This is a genomic window from Pseudomonas sp. AOB-7 (genome assembly GCF_003696305.1).
Lineage (GTDB): Bacteria > Pseudomonadota > Gammaproteobacteria > Pseudomonadales > Pseudomonadaceae > Aquipseudomonas.
The window spans coordinates 97,127-119,446 of the sequence record NZ_RFFK01000006.1; the positions used below are offsets into that span (position 1 = coordinate 97,127).

Sequence of the window (22,320 nt, forward strand, 5' to 3'; positions counted from 1 at the left end):
TGGAGGTGCCCATGCCGATTCGTTACATCCTCAAACAACTGCTGATGCCGCCCGGCGTGCTGGTGCTGCTCATCGTGCTCGCCTGGTGGTTACGCCGGCGCTTTCCGCTGCTGGCTGGCGCCTGCTTCGTCCTCGGCTGCGGCGGCCTGTGGCTGATGAGCCTGCCGCTCGTGGTGGAGTGGAGCGCGCGTCAGCTGGAGCGCGAGCCGGCGCTGAGCGCGGCGCAGTGGCCGGCGCTGGCGCAGCGCGCCGATGCCATCGTGATTCTCGGCGCCGGGCGCGAGCAGAACGATCCGGCCTGGGGCGGCGGCGACCAGCCCAGCACCCTGGCGCTCGAGCGGCTGCGCTACGCCGCGCGCCTGGCACGGGCCTCGGGCTTGCCGCTGGCGACCAGCGGCGGTCTGCACTACGGTCAGCCGCCCAGCGAGGCGGCGCTGATGGCCGAGACCCTGGCCAGCGACTACGGCCAGCCGGTGCGCTGGCTGGAGCAGCGCAGCCGCACCACCTGGGAGAACGCCCGCTTCAGCGCCGAACTGCTGCAGCCGCAGGGCGTGCGCCGGGTGGTGCTGGTGACCCAGGCCTGGCACATGCCGCGGGCGCGCTGGTGTTTCGAGCAGGCCGGCTTCGAGGTGATCGCGGCGCCCATGGGCTTTCTCGGCGGCGGCAGCGCCAGGCCGCTGGGCGGCTGGCTGCCGGAGGCCAAGGCGGTGTGGCAGAGCGGCCAGTTGCTCAACGAGGCGCTGGGCTTGCTGCTCTATCCGCTGGCCTATGGGCGTCGGTGAGCGCGGCGCCTATTTCACCGCCTTGAGCACCACGAACTTGGGCGTCGCCGCCACCTGTTCGACGCCGCGGAACAGCCGTCCCAGCTTGGCGTGGTAGCCCAGGTGGCGGTTGCCGACTATCCACAGCTCGCCGCCTTTGACCAGCGCGGCGCGGGCCTGCTGGAACATGCGCCAGGCGAGAAAATCGCCGACCACCTGCTGCTGGTGGAAGGGTGGGTTGCACAGCACCAGGTCCAGCGACTCGGCCGGCTGCTCGGCCAGGCCGTCGCCGGCGCGGATCTCCACCGGCCGCTCGCCCAGGGCCGCCCGCCAGTTGTCCCGCGCCGACTGCACCGCCATGTACGACTCGTCCACCAGCGTCAGCTGCGCCTGCGGGCTGCCGAGGGCGTAGGCAATGCCGAGCACGCCGTTGCCGCAGCCCAGATCCGCCACGCGCAGGCGCCCGAGGTGGCGCGGCAGGTGCGGCAGGAAGGCGCGGGTGCCGATGTCCAGGCCCTCGCGGCAGAACAGATTGGCATGGTTGAGCAGCTCGATGGCCGGGTTGTCCAATCGGTAACGCGTCGGGTAGGGCGATGCGGGCGCTGCCTTGGTCTCCGGTGTGGCGGTCAGCAGGCGGGCCTTCTTCAGTGCCAGCGAGGCCTGTACCGGGCCGATGTATCGTTCCAGCAGATCGCCGGCGGCGCGCGGCAGGTGCTTGACCATGGCGCCGGCCACCACCCGTGCGCCGGGGGCGAGTTGGCCGTGCAGGCGGATCAGCTGTTCCTCCAGCAGGGCCAGGGTCTTGGGCACGCGGATCAGCACCCAGTCGAACGGCCCCTGCGGCGTGTCGCTGGCCGGCACGAAGGTCACGGCGTCGCTGGCCAGGCCGTTGCGCGCCAGGTTGTTGTCCAGGGCGATACGGCCCAGGTGCGAGTCGCCGCTGCTGGTCAGCCGGCACTGCCCGGCCAGCGAGCAGGCCAGGGCGCCGAAGCCGTCGTTGAGCAGCAGCACCGCGTCGCTCGCGCCCAGGCCCTGCTCTTGCAGGTGCTTGAGCAGGTACTCGTCGGCGGCGTCGAAGGCCTGCAGCGGTTCGTTCGGCTGATGCGGCTGGCGCAGCAGATCGAGCTGGGCGAAGGGGGTGTCGAGAATAGGCATGGAAACCGTCGGTGTTTGTCGCGCCCGCTTTGCGCGAGACTGCATGGGAGTTGAGCAAAGGGGGAAGTATGACCGTCAGCGAAGAGAAGTTCACCCGCCAGGTCCTGACCGAGGTGCGTGTCTGGTCGCCCAGTCTGTTCAGCCTGCGCTGCACCCGCGACGCGGGGTTCCGCTTCCGTGCCGGACAGTTCGTCCGCCTCGGCGTGCGCAAGGCCAGCGGCTGCATCGTCTGGCGTGCCTATTCGATGGTGTCGGCGCCGCACGACGACTATCTGGAATTCTTCTCCATCGTCGTGCCCGGCGGCGAGTTCACCAGCGAGCTGAGCGGCCTTGCGCCCGGCGACGAGCTGCTGGTGGAGAAGCAGGCCACCGGCTTTCTCACCCTCGACCGCTTCGCCGATGGCCGCGACCTCTGGCTGATCGGCACCGGCACCGGGCTGGCGCCGTTCTTGTCGATCCTGCAGGACCTGGAGGTCTGGCAGCGCTTCGAGCGTATCGTTCTGGTGTACAGCGCCCGCGACCGCGGCGAGCTGGCCTATCAGGAGCTGATCGCCGATTTGCCGCGGCGCGAGTGGCTGGAGGGGGCGGGGCACAAGCTGCAGTACCTGCCAGTGGTCACCCGCGAGCAGGTGCCCGGGGCACTCCATGCGCGGGTCACCAGCCTGATCGAGAACGGCGAGCTGGAACGCGCCGCCGGCCTGAAGCTTGCGCCCGAGCACTCGCGCATCATGCTCTGCGGCAACCCGCAGATGATCGAGGACACCCGCGCCGTGCTCAGGGCGCGCAACCTGAACCTGGCGCTGACCCGCCGTCCCGGGCAGGTGGCGGTGGAGAACTACTGGTAGTTCACTCCTCGCGGATCGCCTTGATACGGTGCTCCCAGCGGCGCTTGGCGAAGCGGCGCATATTGGGGATGTCGTCGGTCTCGTCGAGGATCGGCTTGCCGATGATGGTCTCCATGATGTCTTCCAGGGTCACCAGGCCGCGCCAGCTGCCGAACTCGTCGTACACCAGGCACATGTGCTGGCGTTCCTGCATCAGCTGGGTCATCAGGTTTTCCACGTTCATGCTTTCCGGCACCACCTTGAGCGGCTTCATGATGCTGGTCACCGGCGCGGCGTCGTCCTCGGCGGCCAGGGCGTCGTAGCGGAACACCACGCCCAGCGGTGCTTCGTCCGCGCCTATCACCGGGTAGCGGGAGAACTGGCTCTGCTTGACCCGCGCCTTGAAGGCGCCGATCGAGTCGTCCGGCTCCGCCGATTCGCAGACGATGCGCGGGGTCATGATGTCGCGCAGCTTGATCTCGTGCAGGTCGAGGATATTGCTGATCACCCGCTGTTCGTCTTCGTCGAGCTTGCCCAGTTCGCGGCCGAGCAGGGTCAGCGCCTTGATCTCCTGGCGAATGTCGTGCTCCGGCTCCTTGCCGCCGAACAGGCGCATGATCAGGTCGGACATAACGATGAACGGCTTGAGCAGCAGGATCATGAAGCGCAGCAGGGCCGGCAGGAAGGGCGCCAGGGCGCGCCAGTAGCGGGCGCCGATGGTCTTCGGCAGGATCTCCGAGAGCACCAGGATCAGCAGGGTCATGATCGCCGAGGCGGCGCCGAGATAGCCGTCGCCGAAGACGATGGTCACCTGCGCGCCGACGCCGGTGGCGCCCACGGTATGGGCCACGGTGTTCAGCGTGAGGATAGCGGCCAGCGGCTGGTCGATCTTGTCTTTGAGCTCTTTCAGCCGCTCGTACAGCTTGGGGCGATCGACCTTCTGCTGGGCGATATAGCTGGGCGTCAGGGAAAGTAGGGCGGCTTCGAGGATGGAACAGATGAACGAAACCAGGATGGAGAGGACAGCGAACGCTATCAGGAGTGTCATGTAATGGGAGGAGGTGGCTAATGGCCGGCCAATTTAACGGAAATGGCCGGCGCACGGCCGGCAAAGCTGCAACATTTCGTGTCCAGATGCGGCGAGGCGTGCCGGGCACGCCTCGCCGCATGGCTCACTCCTTGCCCTGCTGCGCCTTGAGCAGGTCGCGGATCTCGCCGAGCAGCTCCTGCTCCTTGGTCGGCGCCGGCGGCGCGGTGGGGGCGGCTTCTTCTTCGCGCTTGAGCTTGTTGAGCACCTTGATGCCCATGAAGATGGCGAAGGCGACGATGGTGAAGTCGATGACGGTCTGGATGAACTTGCCGTAGCCCAGGGTCACCGCTGGCACCTCGCCCTCGGCGGCCTTGAGCACGATGGCCAGGTCGGAGAAATCCACCCCGCCGATGAGGATGCCCAGCGGTGGCATCACCACGTCGCCGACGAAGGACGAGACGATCTTGCCGAACGCCGCGCCGATGATGATGCCGACGGCCATGTCGACCACATTGCCCTTGACCGCGAAAGCCTTGAATTCGCTGAGGATGCTCATGCCTTACTCCCTTTGCCGATGCTGTTGCCAACTGTGTTTATAGCCTGCGATTGGGCCGCAGTCAGGTTGCAAAGGCAATATCGAAATAAGCGCCGCGTGCCGATGGCGCCTTTCGCCAGCACGGGCGCGAGGCCCTGGGCAACACGGCCGCTCGTCTCGTCGAGGGCGAAATTCGCCGTCGGCCGAGCCGCCGAGCCGCAGCTCGACTAGGCTAATAAGGCCATCTCCTGGGAGGGACTTCCATGCCGCTCGAACATCATCCGCTGACTCGCGAATTTCCCCAACACAACGGCGCCCTGCGCCAGCTGATGCAGCACGATGCGCGCTTCGCCCGCATGGCCGAAGAATACGAAGAGCTGGACAAGCGCATCTACGAAATCGAGGACGGCCGCGTCGCCGTCGACGACCTGACCCTGCAGGGGCTCAAGCTGCAACGGGTCGGCCTGAAGGACGAGATCGCCAGCCTGCTGCGCGCCGCCGCGACCTAGGCGGCGCTTGACCCGGATCAACGAGCGGAGCCCGAGGTCGGTCTAGGCTGCGCGCAACCCCCAACCAAGGAGCTTGCGCATGCACGTCGACCATCACCCACTGATCCACGACTTCCCCGAACACCGCGACGAACTGCAGCGCCTGCGCCGGCAGGACGCTCAGTTCGCCCGTCAGGCCGACGACTACGAGGCGCTGGACAAGCGCATCTGCCGCATCGAGGACGGCATCGAACTGCTCGACGATAGCGCCCTCGGCGCCCTCAAGCACAGCCGCGTGACACTCAAGGACGAGCTGGCGCGCCAGCTCAAGCGCGCCGCCGGGCAGTGCTGCGGCTGCGGCAACGACTGCAAGAGCTGACGCCGTTCGAACAGGGGGCGCCGCGAAATCGGACACGGCCCAGGGGCGCGTGGCGCCCTCCCGGCCAGCCGCCGTGCCTGCCGGCGCCGCTCAGTGCGTGGGCGGATTGATCAGGTAGCTGAGCAGGCCGTCCGCTTCATCCTCGTTCCAGATCTGTCGCGGCGGTCGCGGCAGCTCCTTGAGCAGCTGTTCCCAGAAGGCGCACGCCAGTTCGTCCTGACGGTAGAAACGCAGCAGCCAGGGGCTGCCGTCGCCCAGCAGCTGGTGCACCAGGGCGCGGCCGATGCCCTGGCGGCGGTATTTCTTGAGGATGAACAGGTCGGCGAATTCCGCGGCGTCGATGCCCGGCAGTTCGCTGCGCTCGATCAGCAGGAAGCCGGCGATGAAGCCGTCGGCGAGAATCAGCTGTGCGCTCCAGCCCGGCTCCTGCCAGTAGCGCGCCAGGTGCGGTTCGTGGATATAGAAGCGGCCGTCGTTCTCGACCTCTTCCTGCTCCCAGTCCGAACTCTCGTAGGCGTAGAACTGGTAGAGATTGCGGATCAGGGGAAGCTGGTCGACAGCGGTGGGCAGCAGTTCGATCTGCATGGGGGCTCCAGGGAGCGGCTTGGCGGGTCTGTAAATTTATCCAGTTGTTCGGTATCGTTCCAGCCTTTGTTCAGCAGGCAGGACTGTCCCCCATGGCCAAGGCCAAGCGCATGTACGGCTGCACCGAGTGCGGCGCCACCTTCCCCAAATGGGCCGGTCAGTGCGGCGAGTGCGGGGCCTGGAATACCCTGGTGGAAACCGTGCTGGAAGGCGTCTCGGCGCCGAGCGGGCGCACCGGCTGGGCCGGCCAGCAGGCACAGATCAAGACCCTGGCCGAGGTCAGCGTCGAGGAGGTGCCGCGCTTTTCCACCGCCTCCGGCGAGCTGGACCGGGTGCTCGGCGGCGGCCTGGTGGACGGCTCGGTGGTGCTGATCGGCGGCGACCCCGGTATCGGCAAGTCGACCATCCTGCTGCAGACCCTGTGCAATATCGCCACGCGCTTTCCCGCGCTGTACGTCACCGGCGAGGAATCGCAGCAGCAGGTGGCCATGCGCGCCCGCCGCCTCGGCCTGCCCGAGGACCAACTGAAGGTGATGACCGAGACCTGCATCGAGACCATCATCGCCACCGCGCGGGCGGAAAAACCCAAGGTGATGGTCATCGACTCGATCCAGACCATCTTCACCGAGCAGCTGCAGTCGGCCCCCGGCGGCGTCGCCCAGGTGCGCGAGAGCGCCGCGCTCTTGGTGCGCTACGCCAAGCAGAGCGGCACGGCGATCTTCCTGGTCGGCCACGTGACCAAGGAGGGCGCCCTGGCCGGGCCGCGCGTGCTCGAGCATATGGTCGACACCGTGCTGTATTTCGAGGGCGAGTCCGATGGCCGCCTGCGCCTGCTGCGCGCGGTGAAGAACCGCTTCGGCGCGATCAACGAGCTGGGCGTGTTCGGCATGACCGACAAGGGCCTCAAGGAGGTCACCAACCCCTCGGCGATCTTCCTTACCCGCGCTCAGGAGGAAGTCCCCGGCAGCGTGGTGATGGCCACCTGGGAGGGCACCCGGCCGATGCTGGTGGAGGTGCAGGCGCTGGTCGACACCAGCCATATGGCCAATCCGCGCCGGGTCACCCTGGGCCTGGACCAGAACCGCCTGGCCATGCTGCTGGCAGTGCTGCACCGCCACGGCGGCATCCCCACCTACGACCAGGACGTGTTCCTCAACGTGGTCGGCGGGGTCAAGGTGCTGGAAACCGCCTCCGACCTGGCGCTGATGGCGGCGGTGATCTCCAGCCTGCGCAACCGCCCGCTGCCGCACGATCTGCTGGTGTTCGGCGAGGTCGGCCTGTCCGGCGAGATCCGCCCGGTGCCGAGCGGCCAGGAACGGCTCAAGGAGGCGGCCAAGCACGGCTTCAAGCGCGCCATAGTGCCCAAGGGCAACGCGCCCAAGGAAGCGCCGGGCGGCCTTGCGATCATCGCCGTGACGCGCCTGGAGCAGGCGTTGGATGCCTTGTTCGAGTAGATCCGGGGCGTAGGTCGGGCCAGCGGCGTGGGCATTGATCCCGAGTCGACGGCGATTCCTGGCGCCGCGTCGGCAGGTGCGCCGCCGTGATGGGGATCGCTGCGCTCAACCCAGCCGAGCCGCTATGGCGTCTCGTCCTCGCCCAGCGCCGCCAGCTCGCGCTCCAGCAGGCTCTCGTCGCCCAGGTTCAGCTCCACCAGGCGGCGCAGGTGGCTGATGGAGTCCAGGTCGATATGCCGGCAGACGAAGCCCAGGTGATCCTGCTGGGTGCGGGTCAGCACCACTTCCATCTTCACCTGGGCCTCGCCGCCCAGGTCGATCTGCGCCTCGAACGGCTGGTCCGGGTCGCCGTTCCAGTCGCGCGGTTTCTTGATCATCAGGCCCTTGAGCGAGAGGTCGTGCAGAGCCGCCATCCAGCGCCGTTCGCCCTGGGCGATTGCGATGGGCGCGTCGAAGGCGATGCGCTGAAAGCGCCGACGCTCGTTGGCTGATTCACTCATGCCCATACTCCTGGAGGATTTCCATCACTATAGCCAAGGCAGTCGCGCGCGCGGCGGTTTTCCATGCGCCACACAATTTGCCGGCGGCCGTTTGACAGGCCGACAAGTGTCGCCAAAGCTCCTAGTGCGGTTTTTATTACCAGAGATTGCGGAGCGACTGATATGGACAAGCGATTGCTGAGCAAGGGTTTGATTTTCGGGGTGCTGGGCGTTGCCAGCCTGGCCGCTCAGTCCGCCATGGCTGCCCAGGCCGGCGGCGGTGGCTGCGGCTGGGGCAACATGGTGTTCGAAGGACAGCGCGGCCTGGTGCCCCACCTGCTGGCCACCACCACCAACGGCACCTCGGGCAACGCCACCTTCGGCCTGACCTCGGGCACCAACGGCTGCGACTCCAGCGTCACGCTGGGTTACGGCGGCCGCTCGCTGCTGGCGATGAACGGCATGCTCGACTCCATCGCCGAGGACATGGCGGTCGGCCAGGGCGAAGCGCTGGACGCCTATGCCACCCTGCTAGGCATCGAGGCACAGGACCGCGCGCATTTCGCCAAGGTCACCCACCAGAACTTCGGCAGCATCTTCCAGCACTCCGACACCACCAGCGAGCAGGTGCTGGCCGCGACCCTCGAGGTGATGAGCCGCGACGCCCAGCTGGCGCGCTATGTGAAACAGCCGGCCTGATTCCGTTGGCCACAAAAAAGCCCGCCGAATTGGCGGGCTTTTTCATTCGCGGCTGAGGCTTAGTTGCCGTAGACCGGGAACTTGGCGCACAGCGCCTTGACCTGCTCGCGCACGCGGCCTTCGACTTCGTCGTTGCCGATGTTGGCCAGCACTTCGCAGATCCAGCCGGCCAGCTGGCGGCATTCCTCTTCCTTGAAACCGCGGGTGGTCACCGCCGGGGTGCCGATGCGCAGACCGGAGGTGACGAAGGGCGAGCGCGGATCGTTCGGCACGCTGTTCTTGTTCACGGTGATAAAGGCGCGGCCCAGGGCGGCGTCGGCGTCCTTACCGGTGATGTCCTGCTTGATCAGCGAGAGCAGGAACAGGTGGTTCTCGGTGCCGCCGGAAACCACGTCGTAGCCGTTGTCGATGAACACGCCGGCCATGGTCTGGGCGTTCTTGATCACCTGCGCCTGGTAGGCCTTGAACTCAGGCTGCAGGGCTTCCTTGAAGCACACGGCCTTGGCCGCGATGACGTGCTCCAGCGGGCCGCCCTGGCCGCCAGGGAACACCGCGGAGTTGAACTTCTTCTCCAGCTCCTCGTTCTTGCGCGCCAGGATCAGGCCACCGCGCGGGCCGCGCAGGGTCTTGTGGGTGGTGGTGGTGACCACGTCGGCGAAGGGCACCGGGTTCGGGTACAGGCCGGCGGCGACCAAACCGGCGACGTGGGCCATGTCGACGAACAGGTAGGCACCGACCTTGTCGGCGATGGCGCGGAAACGCGGGAAGTCCAGTACCTGGGAGTAGGCGCTGAAACCGGCGATGATCATCTTCGGCTTGTGCTCGACCGCCAGGCGCTCGACTTCGTCGTAGTCGATCAGGCCGGCGTCGGTGATGCCGTACTGCACGGCGTTGTAGATCTTGCCGGAGAAGCTGACGCTGGCGCCGTGGGTCAGGTGGCCGCCGTGGGCCAGGCTCATGCCCAGCACGGTGTCGCCGGCGTTGAGCAGGGCCATGTACACGGCCGAGTTGGCCTGCGAGCCGGAGTGCGGCTGGACGTTGGCGTAGTCGGCGCCGAACAGCTGCTTGGCGCGGTCGATGGCCAGCTGCTCGACCACGTCGACGTACTCGCAACCGCCGTAGTAGCGCTTGCCCGGGTAGCCTTCGGCGTACTTGTTGGTCAGCACGCTGCCCTGGGCTTCCATCACCGCCGGGCTGGTGTAGTTTTCCGAGGCGATCAGCTCGATATGTTCTTCCTGGCGCTGGGCTTCCTGCTCCATCGCGGCAAACAATTCGGCGTCATAACGAGCAAGGTTCAAATCACGGCTGAACATGGCATTCCCCTGAGAAAAATCAGCTGGGCGGTAGAAAGAGGGGGCGGATTCTACCGCAAAGGTCGCATTCAGGCATATGAAGGTCGGTCATGCGGCGGACAAATGGCCTTCATGGCGGGCGTAGGTTGGGTTAGCGGCGGGTGCATTTATCCTGATACGACACAGCCGCCAGGCGCCGCATGACCCAGCACTTGGCGCCAGGCGCGCCGCCGCGATCGGGGCACCGCGCAGAACATGCGCTCCTGGCCCATGCCTGCCTGGCGACTAAACCATCCCAGGATTGCGTTTAGCTCAGGATAAACAGCGCCGTATTGCCGAACTGGGCGCTGAACTGCTGCGCCCGCATCGGTCGGCCGAGCAGGTAGCCCTGCACTTCGTCGCACTCGTGCATGCGCAGGAAGTCCAGCTGCGCCTGGGTTTCCACGCCCTCGGCGATCACCGCCAGGTTCAGGCTGTGGGCCATGGCGATGATGGCGCGGGCGATCTGCGCGTCCTGCTCGCCCTCGGGCAGGCCGTCGACGAAGCTGCGGTCGATCTTCAGCACGTCGATGGGGAACTGCTTGAGGTAGTTGAGCGAGCTGTAGCCGGTACCGAAGTCGTCCACCGCGATGCACAGGCCCAGGCGCTTGAGGTCGGCCAGGGTCTGCATGGCGCTGGCCACGTCGCGCATCAGGATGCTCTCGGTCAGCTCCAGCTCCAGGCAGGCCGGCGGGATGCCGCTGCCGGCGAGGATGGCGGCGATGCGGGTGTGCAGGTCGCCCTCGGCGAACTGGCGCGCCGACAGGTTGACCGAGATCTTCGGGATGCGGATCTTCTCCTCATGCCAGGCCTTGAGCTGGCGACAGGCCTCGTCCAGCACCCAGTCGCCGACCTGCACCACCAGGCCGAGTTCTTCCAGCACCGGAATGAACTTGTCCGGCGGCACCAGGCCGCGGCGCGGATGGTTCCAGCGCAGCAGCGCCTCGACCCCGGTCAGGCGCCGGCCGTCGCCGGAGAACTGCGGCTGGTAGTGCAGGACGAACTGGCCCTGTTCCTGGGCGTGGCGCAAGTCGCTCTCCAGTTCCAGACGCTCCAGGGCGCTGGCGTTCATGTCCGCCTGGTAGAACTGGAAGTTGTTCTTGCCGCGCTCCTTGGCGTGGTACATGGCGGTGTCGGCGTTCTTCATCAGCTGGCTGAGTTCCTCGCCGTCCTGCGGCGCCAGGGCGATGCCGATGCTGGCGGTGACGAAGAACTCGCGGCCCTCGAGGATGAAGGGCCGCGCCAGGCTGGAGAGGATCTGTTCGGCGACGTGGATCGCCCGGTTCAGTGCGCCCTCGCGGGTGGCGCGCGGCTGCAGCAGCAGGGTGAATTCGTCGCCGCCCATGCGCGCCACGGTGTCGTCGCCGTCGACGCAGGCCGACAGGCGGATGGCCACGTCCTTGAGCATGCGGTCGCCGGCGGCGTGGCCGAGCGAGTCGTTGATCGGCTTGAAGCGGTCGAGGTCGAGGAACATCAGCACCACCCACTCGTCGTGCCGCTCGGCATGCTGCAGGGCGCTGTGCAGGCGGTCCTGGAACAGGGTGCGGTTGGGCAGGTGGGTGAGGGCGTCGTAGTAGGCCAGGCGATGGATGCGCTGCTCGCTGGCCTTGCGTTCGCTGATGTCGCTGAAGAAGCACACGTAGCTGACCAGGTCGCCTTCCTCGTCGTGCACCGCGGTGATGCCGACCCAGGCCGGGAAGTTCTCGCCGCCCTTGCGCTTGAGCCACACCTCGCCCTCCCAGCTGCCGCGCTGGTTGAGTTGGCCGAGGATGTACTGCAGGTGCGCCGCCTGCTGGCGGTCGGCGGTGAGCATGCCGGGCAGCTGGTCGAGCACCTGGCCGGCGGAGTAGCCGCTGACCCGGCTGAAGGCCTTGTTGACCTGGACGATGTAGCCGGCCGGGTCGGTGACCAGAATGGCCGCGGTGGAGTGCTCGAACACCGTGGCGGCCATGCGCAGGTCCTTCTCCGCGCGGCGCTGCTGGCTGATGTCGCGGCCGACGCCGAGGATGCCCTCGAAGCGGCCGTTCTCGTCCCACATCAGCACCAGGCGCAGCTCCACCGGGATCTTGTGGCCGTCGGCGCGCAGGCAGTCGAAGACGAACAGCTGGTCCGGCAGCTCCTCGCGCAGGCGGTCGAGGCGGGGGCGGTCGCCGAGGGCGTCGCGGATGCGTTCGAGCAGCAGATTGAGGCCGTTCAATTGCTGGGGATTGGCCGCCAGGCTGGAGAAGCTGTTGGCCATCACCCAGTCGACCGAGTAGCCCAGCACAGGCTCCACCGAGGGGCTGACGTAGTTCAGCGCCAGGCTGTCGTCGGTGGAGAAGATCACGTCGCTGATACTTTCGGCGAGCAGGCGGTAGCGCTGCTCGCTGTCGCGCAGCGACTGGTTGCGCTCGATCTGTTCGGTGATGTCCTTGGCCACGCCGATCAGGCGGCTGACCCGGCCGCGCGGATCGCGCGCCAGGGCCTGTTCGCGGATGCTGAACCAGCGCCACTGGCCGTCGCGATGGCGCCAGCGCAGCACCGATTCGAGCAGCAGGCCGTCGCCGATGACCTTCTGCAGGTTGCGGATGCGCCAGTAGTAATCGCTGTCGTCCGGGTGCAGCACCTGCTCCCAGAATTCCCCGGCCATCGCCTTGAGTTCGCCGACGCTGTAGCCCAGCTGCAGGCCGAGGCTGTGGTTGCTGAACAGCACCTGCTTGTTCTGCATGTCGTGCACGTAGAGCAGGTCGGGCACCGAGCGCACCACCTCGGACCAGAAGCGCTCGCGCTCGATCAGCGACAGCTCGATGCGTTTGCGGCTGGTGATGTCGCCGATGCTCAGGGTCACCGCCTGGTAGTCCTGGATCATCTCCGGCAGACGCAGCACCAGCCAGACATGGCGTTGCAGGCCCTGGGCGGTGACCAGCTGGGTTTCCAGCTCGACCAGGTTGGGGCCCTCCAGTACGGCCACCGCCAGCTTGTAGCGCAGGTCGTCCGGCTGCAGCGGGCCGCAGTCAATCAGCTGCTGCCAGGCCTGCTCGGTGGACCTGACCCCGAGCAGGTTGAGCGCCACCTGATTGGCCTCGGTGATGCGCAGCTGTTGCAGCAGCTGCCGCTGGTGCCCGGCGTCGGCCTGCAGCCAGCGGCCCAGGCTCGCGCTGTCGCGCAGCTTGTGTTGCAGGAGGAAGCTGCGCAGGCCGGCCAGGTCGAGCACGCACAGGGCCACGCCGGTGCCTTCGAAGATGTCCTGGTAGCGTCGCCGGGTTTCCTGCAGCACGCGCATCGCCTGCTGCTCGTCGGTGACGTCACGCAGCACCCAGACGTAACCGGCCTGGCGGCCGCCCTCGCTGATGTCGCTGCGGGTCACGGCGAACAGGCGCGCGCGGCCCTGCTGCACCACCCGCACCAGCTCCGGGCCCAGGTCGCTGGTCTGCTGCGGGCTGTTGAGCAGCAGCGGATCGAGGTCGGGCAGCAGCTCCAGCAGGTGGCGATCCCACACCGCCTGGCTGCTCTGGCCGAACAGCGCCTCGGCCTGCGGGTTGAGGTAGCGCAGCTTGCCGTCGGCCTGGGTCACCAGGATGCGTTCCTCCACCGCGCCGAGGGCGCTGGCGGCCTGGCGCAGCGAGCGCCGCGATTCGGCATTGAGCCGCTGCAGGCTGCGCTGTTCGCGCTGCAGGCCGTACAGGGCGAGCAGGGTGAGCAGGCTGCACAGGGTGAACAGCAGAAACTTTCCGGCCAGGGCCGGCATCAGCCGGCTGCCAGCGCGATCGGCGTCGAACAGCGCGCGCAGCTGCCAGTCGCTGCCGTCCAGGGGGATCAGCTGCAGGCTCTGCGCCTGCTCCTCGGCGGTGACCGGGGCGACCAGGCTGCCCTGTTGCAGGGCGTCGGCACGGGCGATCACCCGCCGGCTCTGCAGGTCCTCGAGCAGCCAGGCGTGTTCGCTCTGGTGCTGCTCGCGCAGCCAGCCGCGTAGCGCGCGCACGCTCATGCGCAGCACCCGCGCGCTGCCGTCGGGCTGGCGCAGCAGCAGGTACAGCGCGCCGCCGTCGTGGGCGCTGAAGGCGAAGTGGTAGGGCGCGCCGCCGCTGCGTTGATGCAGGCTGCGGATGAAGCTCAGGTCGGCGGTCTCGCCGGCGCTGTCGGCCAGCAGTTGGCCATGGCCGTCTAGCCAGGCCAGGCTGGCCAGGGTCGGGAAGATGCCGCGCAGCGGCTTGAGCTGCGCGGCCAGCCCGTCCGCGCTGACGCTACGGCGTTCGCTGCTCTGCAGCATGGCCTGGCCGGCCTGGGCCTTGAGGCGCATGTTCAGGCCCAGGTGCTTGGTCAGTTGTTCGCTGTAGCTGCGGCTCAACTGCCGCTGGTTGTCCAGCAGCTGGCGGTATTCCTGCAGCAGCTGCCAGGCCAGCAGCCCGAGCATGGCCAGCACCAGCACCACCAGGGCGCGCTTGAGCGATTCGCGGCGGCGCGGTGCGTGCGACTCTCCCTGAGGCGACGAGGGTGGTGATGAGGGGGTCGACACGTCTTGGAACCTGCAGCTGCTGCGGGGTTGTCGGGCGCGCAAGCAGGCCTGCGCTCGCGCGAGCCGGCTAGCATGCCTGCAAATGTGGCCAAGTGCCAGCTGAGCCGACGAGCGTAGGTTTGCCCTGCCTCGCGCATTCCGGTAGCTTTGCGCCGCGCGCGCATGGCCAGCCATCCGTTCGGCACTTGGCGTGCGCCCCGGCAGGGGCTAAGGTCTCTGCACTGCGCGCCACGACGCGCCGTTTTCACCCCATTCTCACCAGTCAGGTTCTCCATGGCTCAGTACGTCTACAGCATGCATCGGGTCAGCAAGGTCGTCCCGCCGAAGCGTGAAATCCTCAAGGACATCTCCCTGTCGTTCTTCCCCGGCGCCAAGATCGGCGTGCTCGGCCTCAACGGCGCCGGTAAGTCGACCCTGCTGCGCATCATGGCCGGCGTCGACACCGAGATCGACGGCGAAGCCCGCCCGATGCCGGGGATCAAGGTCGGCTACCTGCCACAGGAGCCGCAGCTCGACCCGAACAAGAGCGTGCGCGACATAGTCGAAGAGGCCGTGGGCGAGATCAAGCAGGCCCAGGCCCGCCTCGACGAGGTGTACGCCGCTTACGCCGAGCCGGACGCCGACTTCGACGCCCTGGCCGCCGAGCAGGCCAAGCTGGAGGCGATTCTGCAGGCCTCCGACGGCCACAACCTGGAGCGCCAGCTGGAAGTCGCTGCCGACGCCCTGCGCCTGCCGCCATGGGAGGCCAAGATCGAACACCTGTCCGGCGGCGAGAAGCGCCGCGTGGCGCTGTGCCGCCTGCTGCTGTCGGCGCCCGACATGCTGCTGCTGGACGAACCGACCAACCACCTGGACGCCGACTCGGTGGCCTGGCTGGAGCGCTTCCTGCACGACTTCCCCGGCACCGTGGTGGCCATCACCCACGACCGCTACTTCCTCGACAACGTCGCCGGCTGGATTCTCGAACTCGACCGCGGCCACGGCATCCCCTACGAGGGCAACTACTCCGGCTGGCTGGAATCCAAGGCCAACCGCCTGGCCCAGGAAGCCAAGGCCGAGGCGTCGCACGCCAAGGCGATGAAGGCCGAACTGGAATGGGTGCGCCAGGGCGCCAAGGCGCGTCAGGCCAAGTCCAAGGCGCGCCTGCAGCGTTTCGAGGAAATGCAGTCGCAGGAATTCCAGAAGCGCAGCGAGACCAACGAGATCTACATCCCGGCCGGCCCGCGCCTGGGCGACAAGGTCATCGATTTCCACAACGTGTCGAAATCCTTCGGCGACCGCGTGCTGATCGACGACCTGTCCTTCAGCATCCCCAAAGGCGCCATCGTCGGCGTGATCGGCGGCAACGGCGCGGGCAAGTCGACCCTGCTGCGCATGATCACCGGCAAGGAACAGCCCGATTCCGGCAGCATCGAGATCGGCGAAACCGTGCAGATCGCCAGCGTCGAGCAGAGCCGCGACCTGCTCGACGGCAGCAAGACCGTGTGGGAGCAGATTTCCGACGGCTTCGACATGATCAAGGTGGGCAACTACGAGGTGCCGTCGCGCGGCTACGTCGGTCGCTTCAACTTCAAGGGCGCCGACCAGCAGAAGTTCGTCAAGGACCTCTCCGGCGGTGAGCGCGGTCGTCTGCACATGGCCCTGACCCTGAAGCAGGGCGGCAACGTGCTGCTGCTCGACGAACCGTCCAACGACCTCGACGTGGAAACCCTGCGCGCCCTGGAAGAGGCGCTGCTGGACTTCCCCGGTGCCGCGGTGGTGATCTCCCACGATCGCTGGTTCCTCGACCGTATCGCCACCCACATCCTCTCTTACGAGGACGACGGCAAGGTCAACTTCTTCGAGGGCAACTACAGCGAGTTCGAAGCCGACCGCAAGAAACGCCTGGGTGACGCCGCCGCGCAGCCGCACCGGGTGCGCTACAAGAAGCTGGCGCAATAACTCTTCGCCAGATGAAAAAAACGGAGCCTGCGGGCTCCGTTTTTCTTTGGCGGCCTAGGCGCGCCGGGCGCACCGGTAGCCCTGGGAGATGGGGGTCAGAGCCTGGCCAGCAGGATTTCCAGCGCCCTGGCCTGATCTTCGGCCAGGTCGATGATATGAAAGCCCGCCCAGCAGTGCTGACCGTCGGCGCCGGGGCGGCTCCATAGGCAGTCGGCGCCCAGGCGCACCTCCGGCAGAACCTGCGTGCCGGCGCTGCACACCAGGCGACATTGCAGCACCGCGTCCGCGGTGTGCGGGGTGTCGCTGAACAGCATGAAGCCGTCGGCGGACAGGTCGACGATGCGGCCCAGGCGCTGACCGCTGTTCAGGTCGAAGACCTCCAGCTGCAACTCGGTGCCATGGCGGCTGTGTTGGCGACGCTCTTCCATGGACATTCCTCAGCGGGGTTCGGCCGTGCGCCCGGTAAAGCGCTGCAGCACACGGTAGATGGCAGTAAGGGCGCGATCCATCAGCGGTGCCGCGCCTTCGGGGGGGACGATGCGGGCCAGGCCCTGTTCCATCTCGCTGGCCAGCAGGGTCAGGGGTTTGATCGCCACGCGCTGGCCACTGTTGTCGACGAACATGTAGTTGTGGGTGGTGGGGCTGAACCAGGACAGCTTGAGCCTGCGGCTCTGCTCGCCGTTGACGAACTCGAACCAGGTGCCGAACTCGACGCTGGCCAGTTCCTTGGCCAGCGTCTGGGCGCGCGCTGACAGCCTGGTGCGTGGCGGCGCCTGACGGGCGAGGTCGGCGTCCTCGCCGAGCATGGCGCCGAGCGGGCTCTCCGGCAGGCTCGGCTTGAGCCGGGCGGCCAGCTGCGGCTGCTTGGCCTGCACCGCGTGCTGGCAGGCCACCAGATCCTGCAGCAGACGACGGATGCCGTCCTCGTGATAGCCGCCGAGCAGTTCCAGGCCCTTGCGCAGGTCGCTGAGCAGCGGTACGCGCAGCTCCTGCAGGCGGCGCTTGTCGGCCTCGCCCAGCGGGGTGCCGCTCCAGGCCAGCTGCTCGGCGACCTCGCAGTGGCGCCGCCATTCCGCGCTGGCGTCGCCGTGGCGCAGCAGGACGAAGACCAGCACGTCGGCCCAGGTCAGTTCGAGAAAGTTGCGGATGATCGCCGGCAGGTCGCGCTGGGCGACGCTGCGCTGGATCACCTCCAGCGCCTGTTCGCGGGCGCCGAGCAGACGGTCGCGGCCCTTGGCCGCCTCGACCGCGCGGCGCTCGCGCAGCGCCACCTTGTGGCGCAGGGTCTCGACGTACTCGTTGAACTCGTCGATCAGGCTGTCGAACAGCGCCAGATCGCCGCTGAAACCATGGATCACCCGTTCGACCACCCACTGCATCTTCGCCAGCAGGCCGCGTTCGTCGCCTTCGTTGCCGTAGAGCACGCCGGCCTGGGCCATGGCGTTGAGCAGGCGGCGCGCCGGGTGGTGGTGCTGGGTGAACAGCGCCTTGTCCTGCAGGGCGATCTTCAGGTAGGGCGTGTGCAGGTGCGACAGCGCGGTCTTGCAGCTGTCCGGCAGGTTCTCGTCGTCGAGGATGAAGTCGAACAGCATGCCCACCAGGTCGATCACGCCGGCTTCCTGGTCGGACACCTTGCTGTCGCCGGGCAGGCTGCTGTGCGTCTCCAGTTGCTGCTGCAGGTCGGCCTTGAGCCCTTCCACCTGCTGCGGTCGCTGCAGGCGCTGGGCCAGGTCGTGGGCCGACTGCTGCTGCATGCGGTTGAGCGCGGCGAGCAGCTCGTTGGCGCTGTAGGTGCGTCTGGCGCCGCGCGGCGAGAAGCTGACGATACTGCGCGTGCCGCCCAGCAGCGGTTCGTCCGGATGGCTCTGGCGGTGCTCGCCGAGCAGGCTGGACAGGCCGCTGAACAGTGCCATGGGGTCGCTCGGCGGCGGCGCGCTGAGGTCCAGGTCGAGCAGCGCCGGTTCGGCGTGCGGGGCGCCGGGCTGGCCCTGGGCGGGCACCTGGTGTTCGGGGGCTGCTTCGGCCTTGTTCCGCACCGGGCGGCTGACGCTGGGGGTGAGCTGGGCGCTGTACTTGAGGTTGGGCAGCACGCCAGCGTCGATCAGGCGCTGGTTGAGCGCCTCGTAGAGTGCGTCCAGGCCCTGCATTACATGGCGATCGAAGAGCATGTAGAGGATGGTCTTGATTCGTAGCGGGAAGGAGCAGGGCGCCAGGGCTTCGCGGAAGGCCTGGGCGATGGCCTGTGGGCCGAAGGGGTTGCTGTCCTCGCCGAGCTTCTGGCCGTTGTTGAGCAGCGCCAGGCGCTGCTCCAGGGCGAACAGCGGCTGGGTGCAGCGCGCCTTGACCCGGCTGACCATGTTGGTCACCTGCAGGCTTTCCTCGTAGTCCTCGTTCTGCACCAGGGCCAGTTGCTCGGGGTCGAGCTCGGCCGGTGCCTGGTTCTGCAGCTTGCCTTCGAGGAAATCGGAGAAATTGTGCGCGATTTTCTGGTGGTAGCTGCGTTCGATCTGCGGCCGCTGGCGGCGAATCTCGCGCATGCTGTCGAAGAACAGGGTCTGCACCTTGTTGTTCTCGGCCTTCTCCGCGCACTCGAACAGGGTGTCGTCGACCTGGCCGAACACGCCGCTCAGGTGCTCCGCCAGGCGATTCATCACCAGCTTGCGGCAGCTCTGCACCAGCTCGCCGAAGCGCGGCTGGATGCCGCGGCTGGCGAGCTTCGCCACGCTGGGCTTGATCGGAGGCGTGTCCTGGTTGCTCATGGACTGTCCTGGCTGGAGTCGTCGGCTGGCGCGTCCTGCGTCGGGCCGCAGTTCGATGGAACATATAGTAGTCCATCGCCGCGCTGCAAAGCATTGTCGTAAAAGCAGTTTGCAGGGGTTGACAGGGAAGTTTTGCGACGTAAAATGGCGCGCCTCTGAAGCGGGAAAGCAAATAGCCGAAACGCCGAAGAGATGGAATGCCGAAGTTCCGCGATAGCTCAGTCGGTAGAGCAAATGACTGTTAATCATTGGGTCCCTGGTTCGAGTCCAGGTCGCGGAGCCAAATTCCAGACGGGGTATAGCGCAGTCCGGTAGCGCGCTTGCTTTGGGAGCAAGATGTCGGGAGTTCGAATCCCCCTACCCCGACCATATTTGGGTCGTTAGCTCAGTTGGTAGAGCAGTTGGCTTTTAACCAATTGGTCGTAGGTTCGAATCCTACACGACCCACCATATAGAACGACGAAGCCCGCCTTGTGCGGGCTTCGTCGTTTCTGCGCGTCGGCTTTTGCAGCGGGGGCATCTCGCCGCTGAATACCTGCCCCGGATTTCATGCGGGCTGCGTGCTGGTCGCCCCTCTCCCGGCGGGAGAGGGGCATCGGAAGGCCGCATGGCGGCTGCTTTCAGTGCAGCTTCAGGCGCGGCTCGGTGCTGCGGCCGATGCGGTCGCTGAGCATCAGCAGCAGGGTGCGCAGCGGGCCGTACAGGGCCATCTGGTGCATGCGGTAGAGCGACACGTAGAACACCCGCGCCAGCCAGCCTTCCAGCATCACGCTGCCGGTCAGGTTGCCCATCAGGTTGCCCACTGCGGAGAAGCTCGACAGCGAGATCAGCGAGCCGTAGTCGCGGTAGCGGTACTCCGGCAGCGGCTGGCCGCTGATCTTCAGGCGCAGCGACTTGGCCAGCAGCGAGGCCTGCTGGTGCGCGGCCTGGGCGCGCGGCGGCACGTTGCGGCCGTCGCTGCCTGGCTGCGGGCAGGCGGCGCAGTCGCCGAAGGCGAACACGTCGTCGTCCAGGGTGGTCTGCAGGGTCGGGCGCACCTGCAGCTGGTTGATGCGGTTGCTTTCCAGGCCGTCGAGTTCCTTGAGGAAGCCCGGGGCGCGGATGCCGGCGGCCCAGACCTTGAGGCTGGCCGGGATGAAATTGCCGTCGGCGGTCTGCAGCCCCTCGGCGCGCACCTCGCTGACGGCGGCGCCGGTGAGCACGGTGACACCGAGTTTTTCCAGGGTCTGGTGCACCGGCCGGGCGATGCGCTCGGGCAGTGCCGGCAGCACACGCGGGCCGGCCTCGATCAGGGTGATGCGCATGTTTTCCGGGCGGATGCGGTTGAGCCCATAGGCCGCCAGCTGCTGCGCCGCATGGTGCAGCTCGGCCGCCAGTTCGACGCCGGTGGCGCCGGCACCGACTATGGCGATGTTGATCTGTGCACCGTCCTCGCCTTCGTTGGCGTGGGCGCGCAGGTAGTGGCTGAGCATGCGTCGGTGGAAGCGTTCGGCCTGCTCGCGGGTGTCGAGGAACAGGCAGTGCTCGGCCGCGCCGGGGGTGCCGAAGTCGTTGGTGGTGCTGCCGACGGCGAGCACCAGGCTGTCGTAGGCGATCTGCCGCTCGGGCATCAGCACCTGGCCGTCGTCGTCCAGGGTCGGCGCCAGGGTGATGGTCTTGGCAGCCCGATTCAGGCCGCTCATGCGGCCGAGCTGGAACTCGAAACTGTTCCACTTGGCCTGGGCCACGTAGTTCAGCTCGTCTTCCGAGGAATTCAGCGAGCCGGCGGCCACTTCGTGCAGCAGGGGCTTCCAGATATGGGTGAGATTGGCGTCGACCAGAACGATGCGGGCCGCGCCGCTCTTGCCGAGTTTTCTACCCAGACGGGTGGCCAGCTCCAAACCGCCGGCGCCGCCGCCGACAATCACGATGCGATGGGACATGGATGATGCTCACAAGGCTTTGAAAAAGACGGTGCGAGTCCGATCGGGCGAGCGCGAGGCAGCTCATAGCACCAACCGACTCAGGAAGCGGCTCAGCAGGCCGAGGCCGACGACCACGCAGAGGATGATGGCCAGCAGGCGCCAGACCCGGAAGGGCTGGCGCTCGACCTGGTGTTGCGGCGCACTCAGGTAGTGATCGACCTTTTGCTGGTCGTCGGGGCTCAGGCGGCTGGTCATCGGGAGGCCTCTGCTCGAATGCGGCTATTCTAGGCTTGCCCGCCAGGCTTGGCGAGCCTCGTTGTCCGGCTGGTCAAGCACCTGCACGCTATCTTCCAGGCGGATGATGCCGCCTTCCAGCACCCGCGCGGTAATGCCGCCGTGGCCGCGCATGGCCTGGAAGGTGCCGCGGCCGAGGCGCTGCTCCAGCCTGGCGCAGGGTTGGCACCAGCCGGTGGTTTCCAGCAGCGCCTGGCCGATGCGAAAGCGTCGGCCCTTGAGGCTGAACAGGTTGATGCCGGCGACGGCGATATTGCGCCGCAGCTCGCTGGGCGGCAGCGGCGCCTGGTGGCCGAGCAGGGCGGCGATCACCGCCAGGTGTTCCCACTGGATCAGCGTCACCTGGCGCGCGTTGCGCGGCCCCGGGCGGCTGTGATCGCCGGTCAGCCCGGCTTCGCGGCGGGCCTGCACGGCCTCGACCTCGAGCATGGCGGCGCGCGCGGCCGGGCGCACGCCTATCCAGCGTACCCGGCCGACCTGCGGCACCTCGGCGAGCAGCTCCTGCAGCGACCTCACAGGCTGATTCCGATGTCGAACAGCAGGCTGCGGCCGAGGTTCTGGCGCAGGAAATCCGGGGCGTCCGGGTGGGCCAACAGCACGCGGGCGAAACGCGGGCCGACCAGCGACAGCGAGCGCCAGCCCTGGCGCAGGTATTCGGTGGGTGGCGGGAAGTGGCTGTTGCAGTCCAGCGCGGCGCGCTTGAGGCTGACGAAGGCGATCAGGTCCAGTTCCCCCAGGTCGATGCCGCGCTCGCGGTAGTTGTGCGCCTTCTTGCGCAGGGTGGGCGCCAGGCGCGCCTGCAGCTCGCTGGCGGGGATGCGCTTGGGGCGGGCTTCGCGGCGCACCAGCTGGCTGAGGGAGAAGGCGCTGCGCCGGCGTTCCAGCTCGGCGCGCCATTCGTCGTTGAGGCGGCGGCCCTCGTCGAGGACGAAGAACACTTCGAAGTTGGCGTCGCGAAACAGCACGTCCGGCGGCTCCTGCCCGCTGGGGCTGAAATCCTCGTTGCGCTGGGCGACGTTCAGCGCCTGCAGCAGGCGCTGGCAGACCCAGCGCTCGCGCTCCCACTTCTTGGCGTTGGAGAGAAAGGCGTTGGCTTGTTCGGCTTGGTGCGTGAGTAGACGCAGGTAATCGGAGTCGTCCATGAACCTAGCTTAGCCCCGCGCCGGGGCGCCTTGCCAGCGCGAGTCGTCCGCCGCCAGCGGCCGGT

Annotated in this window: 20 protein-coding genes and 3 tRNA genes; 10 read left to right on the forward strand and 13 right to left on the reverse strand. The window is 67.4% G+C overall.

The window, feature by feature from the left end:
* Window positions 1-11: 11 nt before the first annotated feature.
* On the forward strand, window positions 12-782 hold the full coding sequence (locus tag EA796_RS13385) for a YdcF family protein (protein ID WP_122108953.1): 771 nt from the start codon (window positions 12-14) through the stop codon (window positions 780-782).
* Window positions 783-791: 9 nt separating this feature from the next.
* On the opposite strand, the gene EA796_RS13390 is transcribed toward EA796_RS13385, so the two are convergent.
* A complete protein-coding gene (locus tag EA796_RS13390) occupies window positions 792-1,916 on the reverse strand; it encodes a class I SAM-dependent methyltransferase (RefSeq protein ID WP_122108954.1) in 1,125 nt (374 codons plus the stop codon).
* Between the two features lie 68 nt (window positions 1,917-1,984).
* On the opposite strand from EA796_RS13390, the gene EA796_RS13395 reads away from it, so the two are divergent.
* Complete coding sequence (locus EA796_RS13395; RefSeq protein ID WP_021445307.1) at window positions 1,985-2,761, forward strand: ferredoxin--NADP reductase; 777 nt, start codon at window positions 1,985-1,987, stop codon at window positions 2,759-2,761.
* Window position 2,762: 1 nt separating this feature from the next.
* Here the strand turns inward: EA796_RS13395 and EA796_RS13400 are convergent, their stop codons facing one another.
* Together EA796_RS13400 and mscL are read right to left on the reverse strand one after the other, a co-directional pair.
* Window positions 2,763-3,788 (reverse strand): CNNM domain-containing protein, encoded by a 1,026-nt coding sequence (locus EA796_RS13400; RefSeq protein ID WP_122108955.1) that lies wholly within the window; start codon window positions 3,786-3,788, stop codon window positions 2,763-2,765.
* A 124-nt stretch (window positions 3,789-3,912) separates the two neighbouring features.
* Window positions 3,913-4,326 (reverse strand): large-conductance mechanosensitive channel protein MscL, encoded by a 414-nt coding sequence (mscL, locus tag EA796_RS13405; RefSeq protein ID WP_122108956.1) that lies wholly within the window; start codon window positions 4,324-4,326, stop codon window positions 3,913-3,915.
* A 242-nt stretch (window positions 4,327-4,568) separates the two neighbouring features.
* Here mscL and EA796_RS13410 point away from each other — a divergent pair, with 242 nt between their 5' ends.
* Together EA796_RS13410 and EA796_RS13415 are read left to right on the forward strand one after the other, a co-directional pair.
* Entirely contained in the window at window positions 4,569-4,814 is a 246-nt protein-coding gene (locus EA796_RS13410) for a YdcH family protein (RefSeq protein ID WP_021445303.1), read from the forward strand.
* Window positions 4,815-4,893: 79 nt separating this feature from the next.
* A complete protein-coding gene (locus EA796_RS13415; protein WP_021445302.1) occupies window positions 4,894-5,172 on the forward strand; it encodes a YdcH family protein in 279 nt (92 codons plus the stop codon).
* A gap of 90 nt (window positions 5,173-5,262) precedes the next feature.
* Here EA796_RS13415 and EA796_RS13420 read toward each other — a convergent pair whose 3' ends face one another.
* Entirely contained in the window at window positions 5,263-5,757 is a 495-nt protein-coding gene (locus tag EA796_RS13420; RefSeq protein ID WP_122108957.1) for a GNAT family N-acetyltransferase, read from the reverse strand.
* A 92-nt stretch (window positions 5,758-5,849) separates the two neighbouring features.
* On the opposite strand from EA796_RS13420, the gene radA reads away from it, so the two are divergent.
* Window positions 5,850-7,211 (forward strand): DNA repair protein RadA, encoded by a 1,362-nt coding sequence (radA, locus tag EA796_RS13425; RefSeq protein ID WP_122108958.1) that lies wholly within the window; start codon window positions 5,850-5,852, stop codon window positions 7,209-7,211.
* A gap of 122 nt (window positions 7,212-7,333) precedes the next feature.
* Here the strand turns inward: radA and EA796_RS13430 are convergent, their stop codons facing one another.
* Window positions 7,334-7,711, reverse strand: coding sequence for a PilZ domain-containing protein (locus EA796_RS13430; protein WP_122108959.1), 378 nt, complete (start codon window positions 7,709-7,711; stop codon window positions 7,334-7,336).
* A 162-nt stretch (window positions 7,712-7,873) separates the two neighbouring features.
* Here EA796_RS13430 and EA796_RS13435 point away from each other — a divergent pair, with 162 nt between their 5' ends.
* The gene (locus EA796_RS13435) at window positions 7,874-8,389 is read left to right on the forward strand and encodes a DUF3015 domain-containing protein (protein ID WP_021445298.1); all 516 of its coding nucleotides are present in this window, start codon (window positions 7,874-7,876) and stop codon (window positions 8,387-8,389) included.
* Window positions 8,390-8,448: 59 nt separating this feature from the next.
* On the opposite strand, the gene glyA is transcribed toward EA796_RS13435, so the two are convergent.
* Both glyA and EA796_RS13445 read right to left on the reverse strand, forming a co-directional pair.
* On the reverse strand, window positions 8,449-9,702 hold the full coding sequence (glyA, locus tag EA796_RS13440) for a serine hydroxymethyltransferase (RefSeq protein WP_031303573.1): 1,254 nt from the start codon (window positions 9,700-9,702) through the stop codon (window positions 8,449-8,451).
* A 286-nt stretch (window positions 9,703-9,988) separates the two neighbouring features.
* Complete coding sequence (locus tag EA796_RS13445) at window positions 9,989-14,113, reverse strand: EAL domain-containing protein (RefSeq protein WP_371921472.1); 4,125 nt, start codon at window positions 14,111-14,113, stop codon at window positions 9,989-9,991.
* Window positions 14,114-14,488: 375 nt separating this feature from the next.
* Here EA796_RS13445 and ettA point away from each other — a divergent pair, with 375 nt between their 5' ends.
* On the forward strand, window positions 14,489-16,156 hold the full coding sequence (gene ettA, locus EA796_RS13450) for an energy-dependent translational throttle protein EttA (RefSeq protein WP_021445295.1): 1,668 nt from the start codon (window positions 14,489-14,491) through the stop codon (window positions 16,154-16,156).
* A gap of 95 nt (window positions 16,157-16,251) precedes the next feature.
* Here ettA and EA796_RS13455 read toward each other — a convergent pair whose 3' ends face one another.
* Window positions 16,252-16,584: a PilZ domain-containing protein gene (locus tag EA796_RS13455; protein ID WP_021445294.1), complete on the reverse strand. Its 333-nt coding sequence runs from the start codon at window positions 16,582-16,584 to the stop codon at window positions 16,252-16,254.
* 9 nt (window positions 16,585-16,593) lie between these two features.
* Window positions 16,594-18,915, reverse strand: a complete 2,322-nt coding sequence (locus tag EA796_RS13460; RefSeq protein ID WP_158603099.1) for a DUF1631 domain-containing protein — start codon at window positions 18,913-18,915, stop codon at window positions 16,594-16,596.
* Between the two features lie 207 nt (window positions 18,916-19,122).
* Here EA796_RS13460 and EA796_RS13465 point away from each other — a divergent pair.
* The 3 genes from EA796_RS13465 to EA796_RS13475 all read left to right on the forward strand — a co-directional run bounded on the left by EA796_RS13465 (window position 19,123) and on the right by EA796_RS13475 (window position 19,365).
* Window positions 19,123-19,198 (forward strand) — tRNA-Asn (locus EA796_RS13465).
* Window positions 19,199-19,207: 9 nt separating this feature from the next.
* Window positions 19,208-19,284: transfer RNA gene (locus tag EA796_RS13470), tRNA-Pro, on the forward strand.
* Window positions 19,285-19,289: 5 nt separating this feature from the next.
* Window positions 19,290-19,365, forward strand: a tRNA-Lys gene (locus EA796_RS13475).
* 170 nt (window positions 19,366-19,535) lie between these two features.
* Here EA796_RS13475 and EA796_RS13480 read toward each other — a convergent pair.
* The 4 genes from EA796_RS13480 to EA796_RS13495 form a co-directional block, all read right to left on the reverse strand.
* Entirely contained in the window at window positions 19,536-20,837 is a 1,302-nt protein-coding gene (locus tag EA796_RS13480) for an NAD(P)/FAD-dependent oxidoreductase (protein ID WP_122108961.1), read from the reverse strand.
* 63 nt (window positions 20,838-20,900) lie between these two features.
* Window positions 20,901-21,074 carry a DUF3094 domain-containing protein gene (locus tag EA796_RS13485; RefSeq protein WP_021445286.1) on the reverse strand — a complete coding sequence of 58 codons (174 nt, stop codon included), beginning with the start codon at window positions 21,072-21,074 and terminating at the stop codon, window positions 20,901-20,903.
* A gap of 24 nt (window positions 21,075-21,098) precedes the next feature.
* Window positions 21,099-21,629 (reverse strand): MOSC domain-containing protein, encoded by a 531-nt coding sequence (locus EA796_RS13490; RefSeq protein WP_122108962.1) that lies wholly within the window; start codon window positions 21,627-21,629, stop codon window positions 21,099-21,101.
* Window positions 21,626-22,255, reverse strand: coding sequence for a DUF1780 domain-containing protein (locus EA796_RS13495; RefSeq protein ID WP_122108963.1), 630 nt, complete (start codon window positions 22,253-22,255; stop codon window positions 21,626-21,628). Before EA796_RS13495 ends, EA796_RS13490 begins: the two co-directional genes overlap by 4 nt.
* Window positions 22,256-22,320: the final 65 nt, after the last annotated feature.